This window comes from Photobacterium aquae, assembly GCF_001029445.1.
GTDB classification, from domain to species: Bacteria; Pseudomonadota; Gammaproteobacteria; order Enterobacterales; family Vibrionaceae; genus Photobacterium; species Photobacterium aquae.
Map to the genome: position 1 here is coordinate 387,801 of NZ_LDOT01000002.1, position 18,971 is coordinate 406,771.

Below are 18,971 nucleotides of genomic sequence, written 5' to 3' on the forward strand. Positions count from 1 at the left end.
ATGAAACAACTGATTGACTTTATTCCCCTGCTCATATTCTTCGTTCTCTACAAAACCCATGATATCTACGTGGCTACGGCCGCCTTGATTGCCGCCACCGCTATTCAGGTCGCTATTGCCTGGTTCAAGCACCGAAAAGTCGAGACTATGCAACTGGTGACCTTTGTCATCGTAACCATTTTTGGCAGCCTCACAATTTTTCTCCATGATGAAAACTTCATCAAATGGAAAGTCACTATCATCTACATCCTTTTCGCGGGTGGGCTTGCCGTCAGCCAATGGCTCGGAAAACCCTTTATCAAAAACATGCTCGGTAAGGAAATCACCCTGCCTGATACAGCTTGGCGCAAGCTCAATACCGCATGGGTCTTATTTTTCGTTGTATGCGCGGTAGTGAATGTCTATATTGCCTTTACGCTCCCGCTCGATGTATGGGTCAGCTTCAAGGTCTTTGGGCTTTTAGCCCTGACTTTGATTTTCTCCCTTGCCAGCGGTGGATATATCTACCACCATATGCGTAGTATCCCCGAGCAGACAGAGGACTCCTCTGATCAGCACGGTGCAAATAACCATTCCGATTCCAAGTAGTACAGAGTCGCAACATGACAACAGAAAACAATATCCCGCGCGGGCAGCTACTGCTCCGCACCCTTGCCATGCCAGCCGACACCAATGCCAACGGTGATATCTTTGGTGGCTGGATTATGTCCCAGCTTGATCTGGCTGGAGCCATCTTGGCCAAAGAAATTTGCGGCGGTCGCGTTGTTACCGTCTCAGTTGACAGCATCGCATTCAAAGCACCGGTTAGCGTTGGTGATGTCGTATGCTGCTACGGTGAATGCAGCCGTATCGGCAACACCTCGATGAGTGTGGCCCTCGAAGTTTGGGTTAAGCCCATCTGCGTAGAAGGCGTTGGCGAGCGCTACCGAGTCTGTGAAGCGACTTTCAACTATGTGGCCATCGACAGCAACGGTCGTCCCCGCCCTGTTAGCCGCGGTTAGTGAAATCCCTACAAAAAAAGCCCATAGCTAATGCTTGGGCTTTTTTTTTGCATTAATATACAAACCGATACCATCGACCTCAGACTAACAAGGAGATAACAAATGTGGTATGTCATTTTTTCCCAAGACGTTGAAAATAGCCTAGAGCGTCGAATGAGTGTTCGTGAAAAGCACCTTGCTCGCCTGCAAGAATTACAAGAACAAGGTCGACTGCTAGTCGCTGGGCCAATGCCAGCCATTGACAGTGACAACCCTGGCGAGGCGGGTTTTACCGGCTCGACCGTTATCGCCGAGTTTGACTCTCTGACCGATGCCCAACGCTGGGCCGATGCTGATCCGTATATCGATGCCGGCGTCTACCAGAATGTTATCGTCAAACCATTCAAGAAAGTGCTGCCATAACCGAGCATCGGCCACAAGAGAATACACTATGATCAAACGAACGCTTGCTTTGCTGGCTACGGTATTACTGGCAGGTTGCGCATCAAACTCAGACGAAAAAGTATTGGCAGAATTAGCCAAGGCCCGTGCTGCCGCCATCAACCAACAAGCTCCGTACCACAAGATCGATCAATATCAGGTTATGAAGGCGCACGCCAAAGAGTCAATGGTAGAAATCACCATTCTCTATGGGGGTGGTGGCAAGATCCCACCAACGATGGCCGCCAAGAGCGCCGCAATCAACTATTGTAACAATGACGAATTGAGCCCATTGGTCAATGACGGGATCAATTACAATATTGTCATTATGGATATGCGGGGCCGGCCAATGGTTAATCAACCAATCACAGCCCAAACTTGCAACGATCTCACTGCCAAATAGACAAATATCACTAAGATAAACACAACCTAAAGGCTCAACCGCATTGCGGAAGGGCCTTTTTATTCGTAAATTAGTTTTACCGTTTATTGGCATACACATCCTGATAGATCTGCATCGACAGGTTGTAGTTATACTGGCGGGCGATTTTCTGAGAAAAGAACAGCTGCGGTAACTCATACACCGTCAAAGCAATCAAAATGATCCCCGCGTAATAAAAGCCCATCACCAAGGCAATAATGACGATGATCAGCAGCGTAAACTCCACGGCAAAAATCGCGTATTTGCGTAAGTAGAGATGATGAAAACCGCCCAGAAACAGCCAATTGAGCGCTGCATACGTATCAGGATCTTTCAGCTGCTTTGCTTGCTCCGCAAAAAAGCGTTTTCTCTGCTCCTGCGGTAGGTCAGCGACCAAGGAACGTAATTGCTCTTCCTTGACTTCCAATGCTTCTATTGACTCAGATCGTAACATTACGGCACCTCATCTCGAATTTTTTCAACCAAATCGGGTTGGTTGCAGCGTCGGATACGAGCAAGCCCTAACCGCCACCCCTTGATTGCCCCATATTTGATGATGCATTGCTTGGTATACTCCGAACACGAAGGCTCAAAATTACACTCAATATTAAAAAGCACTTTTGACCCGCCCTTACTCTGGTAAAAGCGGATCAATTTCAGCGATGTAGCCTTAAACAAAATTAACGGCCTAGCGTGATGATCACCGCTTCACGCTGCCAAAACAGCATATAGCGCTTACTTTCGATGGTTTGGAACACCAACTGCCAGCCATCTTGGGCATATTTGTTCAACTCGGCTTCCATTTTCTGCAACGGCAAACCACTGGCCCCTAATAGCAAGGTACCACAGCCACCTTCCGCTATATGAATCACTTTATATTCAGAAAAATTTGCCATCCTGACTCTCTCTTATTACCAAAAGTAAATATAAAACAAATTATTAGCGATTCATCATACATGATGTGCAATAACAACGGCTATACCCTATAACCCAAGATCACCTGCCGCCATCCACATTCCGGAACTAGCCACATTCAGCATCGGGGTATCCACCGCAACAAAAAGGCCCGAACGCTGAGCGTTCGGGCCTTCTGGAAAATTCTATTAGCCGCAACGCGGTTCTAATCAAACGTTTTGCTGTTCGAAAATCAGCACTTTCAAACCACCTTCCGGCTCGATATCAGCAAATTCCGGTGGATTCTCCAAACGCTCTCTATAAACAAGTTGAGGCGCTTCTGCCGCCATCCCGTCAATCAGGAATGATGAGGATACACCCGGATCATTCACACATGCCATCACCTGCCCTTCTGCGGTTAGCAACTCAGGCAGACGGCGCAAGATTTTCTGGTAATCTCGAGTCAGAGCAAAGCTACCTTTCTGGAATGATGGCGGATCGATAATAATCAGATCATAAGGCCCAAGCTTGCGCACCTTGCCCCATGACTTGAACAGTTCGTGGCCGAGGAAACTCACTTGCTTGAGATCATGCTGGTTAAGGTGATGGTTGTCACGGCCGCGGGACAATGCCGCTTTGGCCATATCCAGGTTCACCACATGTTCTGCGCCACCCGCAATAGCCGCCACCGAAAAACCACAGGTATAAGCAAAAAGATTGAGTACCCGCTTGCCCTTGGCATGCTGCATCACCCATTCGCGGCCATAGCGCATATCAAGGAACAAACCGTTATTTTGCTTACGCCCCAAGTCCAACTTGAACGTCAGGCCGTTTTCCACGATATCTTGATACTCGCGACCTTCACCCCACAACAAATCGGTTGGAGCCCCAGGACGGTCTCGGTGCTGGAGCAATAGCGCACGCGCACCAGATGCCTGCCATGATGGCAATGCCGTCAAACGATTCAGCATCAGTTCCAACTCAGCCAAGAACGCTTCCGACGGTTCTTTGAACAAGGAAACCAAGACCTGATCGCCCAGCCAGTCTACCGTCAACTGCTCCAGTCCCGGCCAGCAACGACCACGGCCATGAAAGATACGGCGAGCTTCGTGCGGCGGCGATTGCAGAGCTGCTGTTAAATGTTCTTCAAGAAGAGTAAGTGCACTAATTTCCATAATTCTACTGTGTGGGATAAGTCTACGCTGATAATGATAACAAATTTATCATCCGATATGGCTAGGCCACGAGTTTTAGATTTTCTTGTTCTGGAAGGCGATGGCTGGCCAGATGGACATATTCAGCCTGAAGGTGGAATCCGTGCTGGCGACGGAGGCGTTGCTGTTTGAACAGTTTACGTTGTCGACGGAATGACGCCAGCCCCCAAAATCGTGATTTAGATTTCTTCTTTTTTAGTCGCATTCTCAGCGACACAGAGCGGGTAAGGCGCATTTTGTTCCTCGGTCTAGGGGTTATCCTAGACCGATATTATAAGTGAAGTTGCTATAAGATGATATCTACAGTGGCTAATTTTCAGGCACTCGAAAAGAAAACCTAATAATTAATACCATTCCTGTTGAAAACAAATACTAATAGCCATTTTCTTATTTTTTGCTCTTTGCCAACGATGGCCAGCTCAATCCCCACGGCTCAGCCCATTCCGCCAATGCCAACTGGGTTTCCTCCCGCTGCCACAAGCTACCGTTATCCGGCGGGCAGACAAAGGTTAGCCATTGCCCTTGATAGGGGAAGCGCAATGCATATGCGTGAAGGTATCCACGATCCGAAGCTTCGCAGCCGTAGATATCATCCCCTGCAATACCCGACCCAACACTTCGCAACGCTACTCTGATCTGATGGGTTTTACCCGTATGCGGCTTACACAGAAACAAGCGCCTTCCCTCGCCAGCCGCGGTAGAGAAAAACTGGGTAATGGCAGGGTTTTCACGACTGTTTTCCAGCTTCCAGCTACTGCGGCGCGAGCGCACCATATCACCAATTACCACACCCTGCTTTTTCTTTGGCTTCTTGGTACCTATCGCAAGATAATATTTTTCAACCTCTCGCTTGGCAAAATTGCTCGATAACGCAGAAGCCGCCTCGCGGTTACGTCCCAGCAGCAAAATTCCTGATGTCATCTTATCAAGACGATGAATAAGGTACAGTTTCTCATCCCCTGTCTGGGCCGCCACTGCCGCCAGTAGCGGCTGATCATTGTCATCTTTGTGGACACTGATGCCAGGATGTTTATTAATGATAAGAAAATCAGAGTGCTGGTGTAGCAAGGTGAACATAACGGTACCGTCAAATAATAAAGTCGGCTAATTATATACCCAAGCAGTACCCGAATGCATGACCGACCTTATTTGGCAAAGAAGACGTAAAGCATCAGCAGCGGGCAGACAATTCGCACATAGGCAGGCCATACTCGCCAAAACAAGCCTTGTGCAATGTGCGGATTGCCTTCTCGCAACTCAGCCAATACCTTGTCGCGATGCCAGACCCAACCCACTAGCAAGGCAAAAACTAAACCCAGTATCGGCTGGGCATACTCGGTCGCGGCCACTACGATCAAGTCAAACAAACTACCGAAATTGAAAATAATCAGAACCGACAGCACGCTGATCGCCAAACCGATAATCCACGATGCCACTTTCCGGGTTTGCCCCAGCTCCTCGACGGCCGCCGCGACAGGCACCTCAAGCAATGAAATCGAGGAGGTAAGCGCCGCTATCACCATCAGGGCAAAAAATATAACCGAAACCACATACCCCGCATTTCCCATCGTCTCAAATGTTGCTGGCAGCACGTCAAACACCAAGGTACCTGAACTGGCCAATTGGCCAGATTCGTTATAAATTTCCACCCCGTTCTTTTGGGCCACAAACATTGCAGGCAATACCAACAACCCTGCGACAATGGCAATCCCTGTATCGATCATCGCCACCTGAGCCGCCGTTTTCGGTAAATTTGCCTCTTTTTTCAAATAAGAGCCGTAGACCATCATGGTGCAGACCCCGAGCGAAAGCGAAAAGAAGGCTTGCCCCATGGCGCTATGAATTAACGATGCGTCTATCTGGCTAAAATCAGGCACCAAAAACAAATGCAGGCCATCACTCGCCCCTTCTTGGGTAAAGATGTAACCAATCAAGATCACAAACAGTAGCACCAACACTGGCATCAACCGACTTGACCACCGTTCAATACCCTCTGCCACCCCATTTTTCACCACGTAAATCGTTGCTAGCATAAACGCGGCCATCAGCAGCAAATTGCGTCCTACCGAAAATGTCTCCAACCACACTGCGACATTATCCATTCCCAGCATGACCAACAGCGGGCTGACGAAAAAACCCACCAGCCATCCCGCCAATATGGCGTAGAAACTAAGAATACATGACGCCGCAATCAGGCCGACCATTGCCAGCACAGAGCCTATATTCTTAGCTGCATCCGGCAGTATGGCCTGTAAAGACCGGATAGGATTCGCCTGTCCATAGCGGCCAATAGTCAGCTCTGCCACCAGTAATGGGTAGGCAAGAACAACGACCATAAGGATATATACCAACAAAAATGCGCCGCCGCCGTTACTCGCAGCTTGAGTCGGAAAACCCCAAATATTTCCCAATCCAACCGCAGAACCTGCTGCGGCTAAGATAAAACCCATCCTCGAACTAAACTGCGCCCTAGATGCACTTGCCATACGACTACTCTTTATTATGTTTTGATTGATAGGGTGTCTGACGTTCCCTGTAACGTGCGACTGTAAAAATAGTAGTACAAAAGTACTTTATTTATTCACAACAACCATATTGGCAAGCAAACTCGCTTGTGGTGGAGAGGGTAAAAGCAACAGTATGCTTTTGACGTATCGGTCTGATTTTGCACAAAAACAAACCACAAGGCGCACAAAACAGTCCATTGCGATAGATTTTTATCACAAATGTGAATATGGGTATTAGCACATCCCAATGAAATGACTGTATTTTAGTTTCTGAAATTTCACTGGTATTCCCACTATTTCAATGCAAAATAGAACACAATTACGGTTAACTTATTGAGCAAAATGGAACAGTTTTACCAGATCCTTGCTTGGGCAAGCGTCTTTCTTTACTGGCTGACAATTGCAGTTGTCACCGTACGGGTTGTCTTCAAACGGCGGGTCGTCGGGGTATCGCTTGCATGGCTGATGATAATCTACATCATCCCGGTTGGTGGCGTTATCGCCTACTTTATGTTCGGCGAGCTCAACCTTGGCAAAAAACGGGCTGAACGTGCCCGAGATATGTTCCAGCCCTTTGAGGACTGGTTCCAACGCCTCAACGACTGCCCAGTTCACCAACCTGAATTATTGAACGACCACTCTCGCCCACTGAACGACCTGTGCGAAAACCGGCTGAGGATCCCTGCCCTAAGCGGCAACACCCTGTCCCTGCAAGACGCTCCGCATACGATCCTGCGATCGCTCGTTGAAGACATCAACAGCGCAGAGCATATGATACATATGGAGTTCTATATCTGGCATCCAGGCGGAATGGCCGACGAAGTCGCTTCAGCATTAATCTTGGCGGCCAAACGCGGCGTAAAAGTCCGAGTGTTGCTTGATGCGGCAGGCAGCATGCGTTTCTTCCGCTCACACTGGCCAAAAATGATGCGCCATGCGGGTATCGAGCTCATCGAAGCATTGGCCGTCTCCCCGCTTCGCTTATTCCTGCGCCGTATGGACCTACGCCTGCACCGTAAGATCGTGGTGATTGACGAACGCATTGCCTATACCGGCTCAATGAACCTGGTTGACCCGGCCTTTTTCAAAACCGATGCGGGCGTCGGCCAGTGGATTGACGTCATGGTTCGGGTTACCGGCCCTACCGTCTCCGTCTTGCACGGCATCCAGTCATGGGATTGGGAGGTCGAAACAGGCCAGCGCTTTTTACCAAGCTTACCCGAATGCCGTTTGCCAAACACCGAAGATGATAGTATCGACATGGTTCAGGTCATCCCTTCTGGCCCCGGAATGCCCGATGAAATCATCCATCAGGTACTGCTACTAAGCATCTACCAAGCCAAAGAGAGCGTGGTGATCACCACCCCTTATTTCATCCCGAGTGAAAACCTGCTTCATGCGATGAAAGGGGCGGCCCAGCGTGGCGTATCGGTCGATATTATCATCCCGGACAAGAACGACTCGCTGATGGTTGAATGGGCCAGCCGATCTTTCTTTACCGAGCTATTGACTGCTGGCGTAAAAATACACCGCTTCCATGGCGGTCTGCTCCATACCAAATCCGTTGTCATCGACAAAACCCACTGCCTGATTGGCACCGTGAACTTGGATATGCGCAGCTTATGGCTAAACTTCGAGGTTACTCTGGCGGTCGACAACGAAGAATTCACCCGCCAGTTAAGCTGGCTACAACAGGAATACATCAAAAACTCCAGCCAAGTCGATCCCAAAACATGGCAGCAACGGCATATTACCAATAAGCTGTTCGAACAATTTTTCTACATGTTCAGCCCGTTGCTATAAAAAAAAACGGTTGGCGTAAAGCCAACCGTTTTTATCTCAGGAATCAATCATCCCAGCTATCATCGAAATCGAAGATGTCGTCCCAATCAGGACCTTCCGCTTCTTCGATATCCAGCTCTAGGGCATCTTCGCTCGTCGCTCGGGTAATCGGCAGCACCTTGTAATCACGCGACAAAATCCGATCAACGAAAATCCAATCACAGTCGATTTCATCATGGGTGAATGTCACCGCCATGAAGCCACGGTCAACAATATTGGCCCACTTCAGATCTTTGACCAACTCGGGGAACAACTTTTGCAGCTCGCGCATCAGTACCGGAGGCAATGGCAGATAATGCTCGATACCCGGAGAACCAACTGACGAGGCCGCAAATTCGATACCACAAGTATTGTCATACTTATTGACCAGCTCGCCTGCCCATGCATTGTGAGTATCACCGGCAAAGCTTACAAATGACTTGCCGTATTTCTCCATCTGGCGGTACACCCAGTCACGGTCACGCGGATAACCGTCCCATGCATCAAGGTTGTACGGCGACTTGAGGAAACTCGGATTACGGGCAGCCTCCATGATCAGGTTGCCGTCATATGCGCTACGGGTACGGTGAGCCTCTTTGGCTCCCATAATCGCCAGCAACAGGTTAAACGGCACTTCCATTTTGGTCATCAGTACCTGCTGACCCAATGCCGTCCAGCGGGTATGGTGGTTTTGCAGCTCACTGGCAATCCACTGCTTCTGCTTTTTGCCAAGCAGTTGATGCTCCGGCGCATAAAGGTCTTTTTGCAGTTGATCGTAAGCAGCCTGCGGATCGCTGACACTGTAATTGCCGTAATCCAGTTGTTCGGTACGGCCTGTCACTCGGGTATCCAGCATCAGCAAGTGGACAAGATCGCCGTACACGAAGCTACGGTAAATCTCGCCATCCGCGACCATGTTGTCACGAATTGGCAGCCACTCGTGAAATGCCTGCACAGCAGCCTTACGACGGGCATGGAAATCGCCGTCTTGCGGCTGATGGTTGAATGCACCATCCTTCCATGTATTGTCAGCAATTTCATGGTCATCCCAAATATGGATAAACGGCATGCTGGCATGCAGAGCCTGCAAATCTGCATCTGAACGGTACTGAGCATAACGCTTGCGGTAATCAGCCAGCGTAATGCACTCGTGGGCCGGTGAAGGCACACGGTCAAGCTCAATGGCATGATCCGATGCATACTCACCCATGCCATACTCGTAGATGTAATCACCGATATGCAGCAATGCATCAAACGGCTTGCGATCGTGCTGGCGGATAATTTCGCGGTAGACGTTGAAATACCCCGCCGGATGGTTAGCACAAGTCGCAATCGCAAAGCGAACCTGTTCAACATTACGCTCAGGCAATGTGCGAGTAATACCGGCTGCCGATACAATCACACCGACGGCAAAGCGGTAGTAATACTGTTTGTCGGCTTTCAGGCCATCGGCATCGATTTTGACAATATAGTCATTGTCTTTGCTTGCCTGCGCCTCTCCAGCCGCAACAATACGAGCAAAATCCTTGCGGGTGGACACTTCCCAACGCAGAGTTACCGAATCCAATGCCAATGAGGCATCAGGCACGAAACGAGTCCACAAAATCACACGATCGGCAAGTGGGTCACCACTCGCGACACCGTGAGTGAAACTGCCGTATACCGGCATTGCGTCAGCTGAAACTAAACTATTCTCAAGCGTTTTGTCTGCTTGACCAGCCAAAGCACTGGATACCATCCCAGCACCAGAACCAATCGTCAGGCAACGAATAAAATCACGTCTTTTCATTGTTTTTAGTGTTATATCAAACGGGATGCGGAGTATTGAGAAAAGATCGTCTGCCATCAATCACGCAGAAACATTTTGTTACACCCATTGCGTTCGATGATACTCCAAAAGCATTCTTTGGCATCGAGCGCACACTGTTGTTCGTCTTCTGTGAAGAATATTTAACGGATGACTGGCATCTATTAATGCGATAGAGCCTGATTTATATACTATTCATAGATACGCACTAACGTGCACTTAATATGAGATCTCCTATCCAACTATCTGTACATATTCAAAAAATACATTACGTAATTTATTCACAAAAGCGCCTCCCCCTGCCAGCTGATGCTGGCCTACGACAACACTATAACGACAAGAAAATGACGATTGCTGACATACACACGACATAACCCCATGAATTAAAAGAAATCATAAACATATATTTAAATGACTAATTTTGTCTTCGTTTAGCCATATTGTGCTATTTATCATCTACACTATTAATGATATTCCCTGAAGGTAGTTATGAGCATGGCGTATTTTCATCAGGCAGTTCGAGATAGAATCAGGACTGTGCTAATCACATTACCCTTATTTTTCAACCTATTGTGGTTATCCGCAGATGTGATGGCAGACAGCTTTCCACCCCCTCTTATCCTGCAAGGGGTATCCTCTACGGGAGAACACATCAAGCTCGAACTAAGCCGCAACGAACTCGAACAGCTGCCACAGAACAAAATCACAACGCCCCTACCGTGGATCCCCCAGCCAAGCACCTTCAAAGGTGTACGCTTGCAAACGTTACTGGATCATTTCCACCTCTCTGGCCAGCGGTTCACCCTATCAGCCCTCAATGACTATTCCGTCACTTTGTCTCGTCATTACATAGACAAATATGATCCCCTACTGGCCATCACGCAGGATGGTCACTACATGAAGGTCAGAGACTACGGCCCATACTGGCTAGTGATGTCGATACACGACCACCCTGAAGTCGCCGAACACCACCACCTAGCAAAAATGATCTGGCAGTTAACAACCATTGAAGCCCATTGAGCACCGTTGACGTAGCGTAGTGATGACCAAAAAAAATAAAACAATCCGATTGTGTTTAATCTTCCTTATCCCCCTTTTGATCCTTAGTATTCTGGTTGCTGTTGGTGCCCTGAAACGCAATTCAGATATCATCAACCAAAGCCAAAACGAAACCGCTTGGTATGTCATGCAACTCACCAAAGAGTTTGCCGAGTTCAATTACCAACTAAAGAGCTACCAAGCAGGAAGCAGCGATCACAATGACGTTATGCTCCAGTACGAAATCCTCTGGAGCCGGTTTAAGACAATCCTGAACAATTCAATGATTGTGCACCTCAATCATCATAGTGGGGTAATACAGGAAATAAGCATTCAATTTGAAAACTTAAAAGGAATGGAATCACAACTGATGCAGCGTCCAAACGGCAAACAAATTACGCCGTTGCTGTCATTTAGCCGAAATAACTACGATGAACTGACCCTATTTCTGCACCATAAATTCCGCCTAACCAACAGTGATCTTGCCGCTGCAATCAAAGCAACGACAACCATGAAGTACCTGATCAACTATATGCTGATCATTGCCCTCCTGCTTGGCGCCACCCTGTTTATTACCTTGCTACGAGAGTCGCGCAATCTCCATCGCCTTGCGATGTACGATGGCCTAACCCAAATTCACAATCGTTTTTGGCTAAACCAGAAATTAGATGAATTGGCTAAGGCCAATCATGCTTTTCGCTTTTACCTGATTGATCTTGATGAATTCAAAAACATCAACGACACCCTTGGCCACCAAGCGGGTGATGATCTCTTGATTACCATCGCCAAACGCCTGAAAAAACTCATTCCTCAAGGCTGTGAAGTGGCAAGACTGGGAGGTGATGAATTTGCCGTTATCGAGAAATTGCCGGCGGAAGTGCGCCAGCCTATAGACCAGCAAATTTTATCTCTGCTTGCAGAACCGGCTATCTATGCCGATCAACCACGCCAAATCTCAGCCAGTATCGGTTGTAGCGAGTACCCCAAGGATGCCAAGACGATATCAACGCTACTTCAATTGGCCGATTTCGCTATGTACGAAGTAAAACAACAAGGCAAAAATGGACTGAAAATCTATACCCCTACCGCACCGTCTTACCGAATAGCTGAGGAGTAAAAACGAAAAAGCGGCCAACAAAGTGGCCGCTTTTCATTTTTATTCCGCGATGGCTGCTATGTTATAGCGCCGCTGCAAAGATAGCTGAAATTTCTTCGTGAGTAGCCTGCTTAGGGTTAGTAAAGCCACAAGCATCTTTCAGTGCGTTATCAGCCAATACTGGGATATCTTCCGCTTTCGCGCCAAGCTCGCTCAGACCTGCAGGGATACCCACATCTTTTGACAGTGCCTGAATCGCTTCAAGTGCAGCTTCTGCACCTTGCTCTGCAGTCATGCCTTCAACGTTAACGCCCATTGCCTTGGCAACGTCTTTTAGGCGCTCAGGGCAAACCTGTGCATTGTAACGCTGAACGTGTGGTAGCAATACTGCGTTGCAAACACCGTGAGGTAGGTCGTAGAAGCCACCTAGCTGGTGTGCCATCGCATGAACATAACCCAAAGACGCATTGTTAAATGCCATACCCGCCATGAACTGAGCGTAAGCCATTTGCTCACGAGCCTCGATGTTCTGGCCTTCATTCACTGCCGTACGCAAGTGCTGCTGAATCAGCTCGATAGCTTTGATTGCTACTGCATCAGTAATTGGTGTTGCCGCGATAGAAACGTACGCTTCGATAGCGTGGGTCAGGGCATCCATACCTGTCGCCGCTGTTAGCGAAGCTGGCTTAGCTAGCATCAACTCAGGATCGTTAACTGACATCAATGGCGTAGTGTGCTTGTCTACAATAGCCATCTTGATGTGACGCTCTTCGTCAGTGATGATACAGAAGCGAGTCATCTCAGACGCCGTACCCGCTGTCGTGTTAATGGCGATTAGCGGAAGCTGTGGTTTTGCAGAGCGGTCAACGCCTTCGTAGTCAGCGATCTCACCGCCATTTGAAGCAACCAGTGCAATACCCTTCGCACAGTCGTGTGGTGAACCGCCGCCTAGAGAAATAACGAAGTCACACTGGCCTTCTTTCAATAGCGCAAGACCCGCATTCACGTTACCGATAGTTGGGTTTGGTTGTGTCCCATCAAAAACAACGGCAGCCACATCGCGCTCAGCCAGCATATCAACTACCTGCTGAACCATACCAATCTGGCTTAGAATTTTGTCTGTTACGATCAAGGCTTTCTTATAACCCTGAGCTTTAATTGCATCAGCCGCCTCAGTAAGACAACCTGCACCCATCAAGTTAACTGTAGGAATAAAGAATGCGCTAGCCATGATTGAATCTCCATAATTATCAAAAACTTATTACTTTAGCCAACATCTGTCTTCTGTCATGGCACACCATGATATGTCAACAAAGGCATACTACCTGTAATAGGTTTCTTGCCGATGTGCTAAACCTACCACCAGAAAAGTGTGCAACAAATTGATCTCGAACAATATTTCTGTTGCACATATAAATCGAACAACCGGAACATGAAGTGGATCACCAATTCAACATTTCCCAACATAACTTTGTTTATATACGGAAACATTAATTTTCATTACGTCACTAAAGGCAATCTTGATATGTGAGTAAACACGCAAAAAAAAACGCCAGCTTATGCTGACGCTTTCCATAAAACTCATAACGTTACAACTTTGTCCAAGCATCCTGCCAGACTGAACCAAATCCCGGTTCATAATGTATGGCCGAATTGACGTTGCACCACCCCCCTTCGGGAAAAGGACGGCACTGGTACGTATTACCGTCACGCCCTAGCACAACCGTTTCGCCAACCACATAACTGCCAATCCCATCCGGATAGGTATAATCATGTTCCTGAGTCGGTTTCTCTTTGCCGATCACCCGAATGGAATGGCTGACCACCGTGGGTTTACCATTACTTTGTAATGGCGTCACTTTGATCCTAACCGTAAATTTGCCCGCTTCGTCGGCAAGCAATGCCAGTGCCGCCTGCCCCCGCGATAACTTACTGGAATCACGAGCTATAATTCGCCCATTACCACTGAGCATCACCATCTCAGCCTTAAACTTCCCATCGGCACGCACAATAGCCGAAATCACCGAATGGCCTTCCTTGCCTACCTGATACTGATCTTGAATGCCGGTAACGGTAAAGGGAAAACCTCCCGAGCTCACGCTATCATCACCGTGGTCACCATCGGGAACCGGCTTCCCACTGACGATACCGCCACTCCCCGAACCAATACGGATATCACTGCAATTGTAAAAACCTTCACCCGCAGGATCTTCCCGCTGCCAGCGTGTCACCAAGGTCGCATCACCACGACGATCCCGCGGTAGTGTCACATCAAACACGAAGTACTGGCCTTCTCCTTCATTTCTGGGTTTGATATTGCCAGCGGTGCCGATGAGTTCCAGGTCACGCCAACGCAATGATGTTCGCGCAGCATCATAGCCGGGCTTGCTCAGGTAGACCTGCCAAAAACCCGGCACATGCGGTGCTGTCGCCCGGTAGCGCAAACTAAAGGTTTCCCCTGGCTGCATCTTGGTCCGCTGCCAAAACCCAGATGGAATACTCATTCCGCGCTTACGTTCATCACCACCCGAGCATATAAGGCCGTCGCCCACAGCCTGCTTGACCGCTGCCATGCTGTTATAATCCCGCACCATAGCAGCAAACTCATTATGCTGAGTGAACTGATACGTTCCAGAGGCCTTAAATGCCTCCCTGCAGGCTCGATTGGCTATCCCCGCTCCGTCAGCACCGCCCCAGTAACCACCACCCTCATGACAAAACACCTGCCTTGCCTTGGGGTAATCGGCCCAACCATGCGCCTTGGCCTGTCCGGTCGGCCCCAGTACTGTGGCCACAGCCATTAACGATAAAAGCATCCCTTCTTTATTCATTGTGCTTAACCTATCTTCCTTATATTAAGTAGCAAGACTCCCTCGCGCGACAGGATAGGAACTATTCATCTGCCATGCAGAGCCTCCAGATATGGCTGTTATAGGGTGCATGCGAGCCAATTCAAAGAAGGTAATAATAAGGTGGGAGTCATCTCTCAACACTTCAGGCAACACGGTTTCGATTGCAGAAGAGCACAGCTCAATCGGTTTGTATTGCAGCACCAAAACACAGGCAGAAAAAAACCCCGCTTATTCAGCGGGGTTCTGGGCATTCTCTATAATGTGTCGTGATTACTGCTTGATCCAAGCGTCTTTCCACGCAGAACCAAAGCCTGGCTCATAATGAGCGGCTGAATCAATGTTACACCAACCGCCTTCAGGGAACGGACGGCACTGGTAAGTGTTGCCGTCGCGGCCTAGAACCACTGTTTCACCCGGTACGTAGCTACCAACACCCTGTGGGTACTCGAAATCATACTCACCGCCACCAGTTGACTCGGCTTTCACTGTTACAGCTTGGCTTGCAACCACTTTCGCTTCATGGCTGCCTTTAGCCATTGCTGTCACTTCTACGGTGTACTCACCCGCTTTGGCAGCAACAACTTCCAGTGATGCAGAGCCGTTGTTAATCATCTCGCTCGCCAGAGATACAGGGGTACCAGAGGCATCAAGCAGAGACATATTAATAATGTACTGACCTTCTGAACGTACTGTCGCTGCAATTGCTGCTGAACCGCCCGCCATTGAGTACTCAGGTTTCAGGCCATCAACCATCACAGGTGCAGGCTCAACAACCGCATCACGAACATCCAGCGCATAGCTGTAATCGCCATTGGTCACAAATACTTGGTTCGCATACAAATCTGCAGCATTGTAGGCAATCTCGCCCGATGCCTGCTGAATACCCACTTTCGTAATCGTCGGGTACTTGGCATTCACCAGCTCGGCCAAATCATAAGACCATGCGTGAACATCTTCATTTGCAGCAGTGATAGCCAGTTTTTCAAAAGCAATTTCATTGCCCTGTGCCGAGAAGATACGGAACCACACCGAATCGCCCTGTTCAGCGGTGATACCCGGCTTCACGTAAGCGCCTTTGCTGGTCCACTCTGCTGGCTGAACTTCGCCATCGAAACGGATATCGCTACAGTTGTAGAAACCTTCGCCAGCTGGATCCTCACGCTGCCAACGGCTTACCAGCGTTGCATCTCCCACGCGATCGGCCGGAAGAGTGAGCTCGATGTGGTAATATTTACCGTCGTTCTCTTGGGTAACAGCAATGTTGCCCGCCGTATCAAACAGCTCTAGGTCATCCCAGGTAATGCGGCCATGAGCAGCATCATAACCTGGCTTAGTCATGTAAAACTGCCAGTAGCTTGGGTTGTGCGGGGCCGTCGCACGGTAGCGGAACGTAAAGGTTTCGCCTGCTTTCATCTCTGTACGCTGCCAGTTCGCAGACGCTACTGCCATACCACTTTTCTTGGTATCACCACCAGCACAGATAAGACCGTCTTTAACCGTATTCTTTACCGCGTCCATATCTGTATGGTTCGGTACCAGAGAGGCAAATTCATTGGTCTGAATAAATGGGTAGGTGCCCGACTCCAAAAAGGCTGCACGACACGCCTCGTTAGGAATAGTCGAACCGTCTGCCGATCCCCAGTAACCGCCATCTTCATTACAGATAACCTGACGCGCTTTAGGATAATCAGCCCAGCCGTGAGCATTGGCCAGTTGAGGTAGCATAGCCGTAACAACCGACGCGGCTGCTACAGAAAGTGTGAATACGTTTTTCATTGTTGAGCTTCCAAATTAATTATTATTTGTGGAAGCCAGCTACTGGAAGATAACCACTACTTGCGCTGTTTCATTCCAATCAGGTAACCCCGCTACCCTAGAACCTCTGGGACTCCTGTCCACCGGTTTCCTTAGGCCGGAAGCTTTGCGTCAAAACCTTTCGATTTCTTTGCCATTAGCTGACTAAGCATATTTATAGAGGTTCTTTGATTTTCCGCAAAAAGATCAGAAATACATATGGGATAAAGATCACATATATTGTGATTTTGGTATGCATAAAGTTCAATAATGACAGTGAGGCATACGAAGCACCGGTTACTTTGTTGTGGCCACTGATTGCTATCTCACTGATATAAAATAATAAATTAGAAAGGTACACGTCAGTACCTTAAATATCAGGCTTAACAAATAAAAGCCTTGAGAGAATTTATGCTGTAATAACGGCATATCCGGCGCACAAAATGAGTCGATGAATAAATTTGAATGGCATTATTGTGAACAATTTATCAGAATTGAATAAAACTTGGATTTTTTGTAATAAAACTCTCTGGAATTATATTCACAATTGACGAATCGTTCGCAAAAAAAATAGTTACCACAACTACAGAACTAGCATAAATCTGGATAATTAATCGTAAAATGATTATTTATCCCCGCCGCCTAGCCATTTCTGCAAAATAATACTTTGAGATTCATCACAATTATCCTGAATATTTTACCTTACCATTGCCCCCACTTTAACGATTCTTACAAATACGATCACCTAAAAATACATACGTATTTTCTGTACTCTATAACAAGGATAAATTTCAAATGCCTGGCGATATCATCAAGGTTTCAAGAAACACTGAAAACGCACCTCAAAGCACACTGTCTTCTCAAACTGTTGCTTTCTCTCATTACAATAACTTTTCTGCACAATTGCCTGTAGATCCTAAAACTGGTGCAATCGTCGTTGGTGATGTAAAAGACCAAGCAAAACAGTGCCTAGCGAATATTCAAGCTATCGTAGAAAGCATCGGCCACGTAATGGATGACGTTGTTAAAATCAACGTATTCCTAAAAGACATCAAAGATATGGAAGCAGTAGACGCAGTTTACGCAACATTCTTCGATAACCTACTTCCAACTCGCACTGTTGTTCAGGTGAACGCACTGCCAATGGGCGATGCATTGGTACAAATGGATGCACTGATCTCTAACGGTGAAGGTACTGCACCACAAGCGCCTTGCCCACTGATCAAGCTATCTCGCAACACTGAAAATGCACCGCAAAGTGCACTATCTACTCAAACTGTAGCTTTCTCTCACTACAACAACATTTCAGCTCAACTACCTGTCGACCCTAAAACGGGCGCACTAGTAGAAGGCGGTGTAAAAGAGCAAACAGCACAATGTCTTAAGAATATGAAGGCTGTGCTAGAAAGCATCGACGTACCGTTCGATGATATCGTGCGCGTCAACCTGTACCTAACAGACCTAGCAAATCTTGATGCAGTTAACGAAGCATACTCAACCTTCTTCCCTGACTCATCTATTGCTCGTGCAGTGGCTTACGTACCAGCACGTTCAGTGATTGCTGCTGACGCACTGCCTATGGGCGCACTTGTTCAGATTGATGCGTCAGTTTCTCACGGCGACGGCACACCTCCACAGGAAGTTGAAGATCGCCACAACATCGTGATCCGCGCCCACAATACTGATGCGGCACCACGTAACCCGCTGCACACTCAAACAGTGGCTTTCTCTCACTACAACCACATTGCCGCTCAACTTCCAGTTGACGTAAACACCAACGCAATCGTCGCTGGCGGTGCAAAAGAGCAAGCTGAGCAGTGCCTGAAGAACATCAAAGCTATCGTAGAAAGTGTTGACCATGTAATGGACGACATCGTTAAAATCAACATCCACCTAAAAGATGTTGCGGATATCGATGCGATCAACGAAGTGTACACCACATTCTTCAACGGTGAGCTTCCTGCACGTACCGTTGTAGGTGTATCTCAGATTGAAATGGGTGCCCTAGTACAAATCGACGCAGTTGTTTCTAACGGTGAAGGTACGCTTCCACAGGCATAATATGCCTATATGCAGCTTATTGTTATCAATGCAATAAGCTGTATT

Annotated in this window: 19 protein-coding genes and 1 riboswitch; of the genes, 8 read left to right on the top strand and 11 right to left on the bottom strand. The window is 48.0% G+C overall.

The genetic code is table 11. The features are described 5' to 3' along the window. The 4 genes from ABT56_RS02370 to gspS2 all read left to right on the top strand — a co-directional run bounded on the left by ABT56_RS02370 (nucleotide 1) and on the right by gspS2 (nucleotide 1,824). On the top strand, nucleotides 1-588 hold the full coding sequence (locus ABT56_RS02370; protein WP_047877228.1) for a septation protein A: 588 nt from the start codon (nucleotides 1-3) through the stop codon (nucleotides 586-588). 14 nt (nucleotides 589-602) lie between these two features. After that, complete coding sequence (gene yciA, locus ABT56_RS02375) at nucleotides 603-1,001, top strand: acyl-CoA thioester hydrolase YciA (RefSeq protein ID WP_047877229.1); 399 nt, start codon at nucleotides 603-605, stop codon at nucleotides 999-1,001. Nucleotides 1,002-1,103: 102 nt separating this feature from the next. Next, complete coding sequence (locus tag ABT56_RS02380; RefSeq protein WP_047877230.1) at nucleotides 1,104-1,403, top strand: YciI family protein; 300 nt, start codon at nucleotides 1,104-1,106, stop codon at nucleotides 1,401-1,403. Nucleotides 1,404-1,431: 28 nt separating this feature from the next. Beyond that, nucleotides 1,432-1,824 (top strand): type II secretion system pilot lipoprotein GspS-beta, encoded by a 393-nt coding sequence (gspS2, locus tag ABT56_RS02385; RefSeq protein WP_047877231.1) that lies wholly within the window; start codon nucleotides 1,432-1,434, stop codon nucleotides 1,822-1,824. Between the two features lie 76 nt (nucleotides 1,825-1,900). Here the strand turns inward: gspS2 and ABT56_RS02390 are convergent, their stop codons facing one another. From ABT56_RS02390 to ABT56_RS02410, 7 genes are all read right to left on the bottom strand, one after another. Continuing rightward, nucleotides 1,901-2,296, bottom strand: coding sequence for a hypothetical protein (locus ABT56_RS02390; protein ID WP_047877232.1), 396 nt, complete (start codon nucleotides 2,294-2,296; stop codon nucleotides 1,901-1,903). Beyond that, nucleotides 2,296-2,520: a membrane protein insertion efficiency factor YidD gene (yidD, locus tag ABT56_RS23480; protein ID WP_084722134.1), complete on the bottom strand. Its 225-nt coding sequence runs from the start codon at nucleotides 2,518-2,520 to the stop codon at nucleotides 2,296-2,298. The genes ABT56_RS02390 and yidD overlap by 1 nt, the downstream gene beginning before the upstream one ends. Nucleotides 2,521-2,522: 2 nt before the next feature. Further along, on the bottom strand, nucleotides 2,523-2,738 hold the full coding sequence (locus tag ABT56_RS02395) for a DUF4177 domain-containing protein (protein ID WP_047877233.1): 216 nt from the start codon (nucleotides 2,736-2,738) through the stop codon (nucleotides 2,523-2,525). Nucleotides 2,739-2,966: 228 nt separating this feature from the next. After that, the gene (locus ABT56_RS02400; protein ID WP_047877234.1) at nucleotides 2,967-3,911 is read right to left on the bottom strand and encodes a class I SAM-dependent methyltransferase; all 945 of its coding nucleotides are present in this window, start codon (nucleotides 3,909-3,911) and stop codon (nucleotides 2,967-2,969) included. Nucleotides 3,912-3,972: 61 nt separating this feature from the next. Then, a complete protein-coding gene (locus ABT56_RS23485) occupies nucleotides 3,973-4,185 on the bottom strand; it encodes a hypothetical protein (protein ID WP_084722135.1) in 213 nt (70 codons plus the stop codon). 152 nt (nucleotides 4,186-4,337) lie between these two features. Continuing rightward, nucleotides 4,338-5,027 (bottom strand): TIGR01621 family pseudouridine synthase, encoded by a 690-nt coding sequence (locus tag ABT56_RS02405; protein ID WP_047877235.1) that lies wholly within the window; start codon nucleotides 5,025-5,027, stop codon nucleotides 4,338-4,340. Between the two features lie 68 nt (nucleotides 5,028-5,095). Then, nucleotides 5,096-6,436, bottom strand: coding sequence for a sodium-dependent transporter (locus tag ABT56_RS02410; protein WP_047877236.1), 1,341 nt, complete (start codon nucleotides 6,434-6,436; stop codon nucleotides 5,096-5,098). Between the two features lie 363 nt (nucleotides 6,437-6,799). Here ABT56_RS02410 and cls point away from each other — a divergent pair, with 363 nt between their 5' ends. Then, the gene (cls, locus tag ABT56_RS02415; protein WP_047877237.1) at nucleotides 6,800-8,260 is read left to right on the top strand and encodes a cardiolipin synthase; all 1,461 of its coding nucleotides are present in this window, start codon (nucleotides 6,800-6,802) and stop codon (nucleotides 8,258-8,260) included. Nucleotides 8,261-8,303: 43 nt separating this feature from the next. Here cls and ABT56_RS02420 read toward each other — a convergent pair whose 3' ends face one another. Beyond that, nucleotides 8,304-10,067, bottom strand: a complete 1,764-nt coding sequence (locus ABT56_RS02420) for an alkaline phosphatase D family protein (protein WP_169753877.1) — start codon at nucleotides 10,065-10,067, stop codon at nucleotides 8,304-8,306. 609 nt (nucleotides 10,068-10,676) lie between these two features. Here ABT56_RS02420 and ABT56_RS02425 point away from each other — a divergent pair. Next, nucleotides 10,677-11,105, top strand: a complete 429-nt coding sequence (locus ABT56_RS02425; RefSeq protein WP_047877512.1) for a putative pterin-binding protein — start codon at nucleotides 10,677-10,679, stop codon at nucleotides 11,103-11,105. Between the two features lie 22 nt (nucleotides 11,106-11,127). Continuing rightward, complete coding sequence (locus tag ABT56_RS02430; protein ID WP_047877239.1) at nucleotides 11,128-12,240, top strand: GGDEF domain-containing protein; 1,113 nt, start codon at nucleotides 11,128-11,130, stop codon at nucleotides 12,238-12,240. A 61-nt stretch (nucleotides 12,241-12,301) separates the two neighbouring features. On the opposite strand, the gene yiaY is transcribed toward ABT56_RS02430, so the two are convergent. The 3 genes from yiaY to ABT56_RS02445 form a co-directional block, all read right to left on the bottom strand. After that, the gene (gene yiaY, locus ABT56_RS02435) at nucleotides 12,302-13,450 is read right to left on the bottom strand and encodes an L-threonine dehydrogenase (RefSeq protein WP_047877240.1); all 1,149 of its coding nucleotides are present in this window, start codon (nucleotides 13,448-13,450) and stop codon (nucleotides 12,302-12,304) included. A gap of 358 nt (nucleotides 13,451-13,808) precedes the next feature. Beyond that, on the bottom strand, nucleotides 13,809-15,050 hold the full coding sequence (locus tag ABT56_RS23180; protein WP_053062360.1) for a lytic polysaccharide monooxygenase: 1,242 nt from the start codon (nucleotides 15,048-15,050) through the stop codon (nucleotides 13,809-13,811). A gap of 291 nt (nucleotides 15,051-15,341) precedes the next feature. Then, nucleotides 15,342-16,847, bottom strand: a complete 1,506-nt coding sequence (locus ABT56_RS02445; protein WP_053062361.1) for a lytic polysaccharide monooxygenase — start codon at nucleotides 16,845-16,847, stop codon at nucleotides 15,342-15,344. A 79-nt stretch (nucleotides 16,848-16,926) separates the two neighbouring features. Continuing rightward, nucleotides 16,927-17,031: riboswitch (cyclic di-GMP riboswitch) on the bottom strand. Between the two features lie 629 nt (nucleotides 17,032-17,660). Between ABT56_RS02445 and ABT56_RS02450 the strand changes: the two genes are divergently transcribed. Further along, nucleotides 17,661-18,926, top strand: coding sequence for a RidA family protein (locus ABT56_RS02450; RefSeq protein ID WP_047877241.1), 1,266 nt, complete (start codon nucleotides 17,661-17,663; stop codon nucleotides 18,924-18,926). Nucleotides 18,927-18,971: the final 45 nt, after the last annotated feature.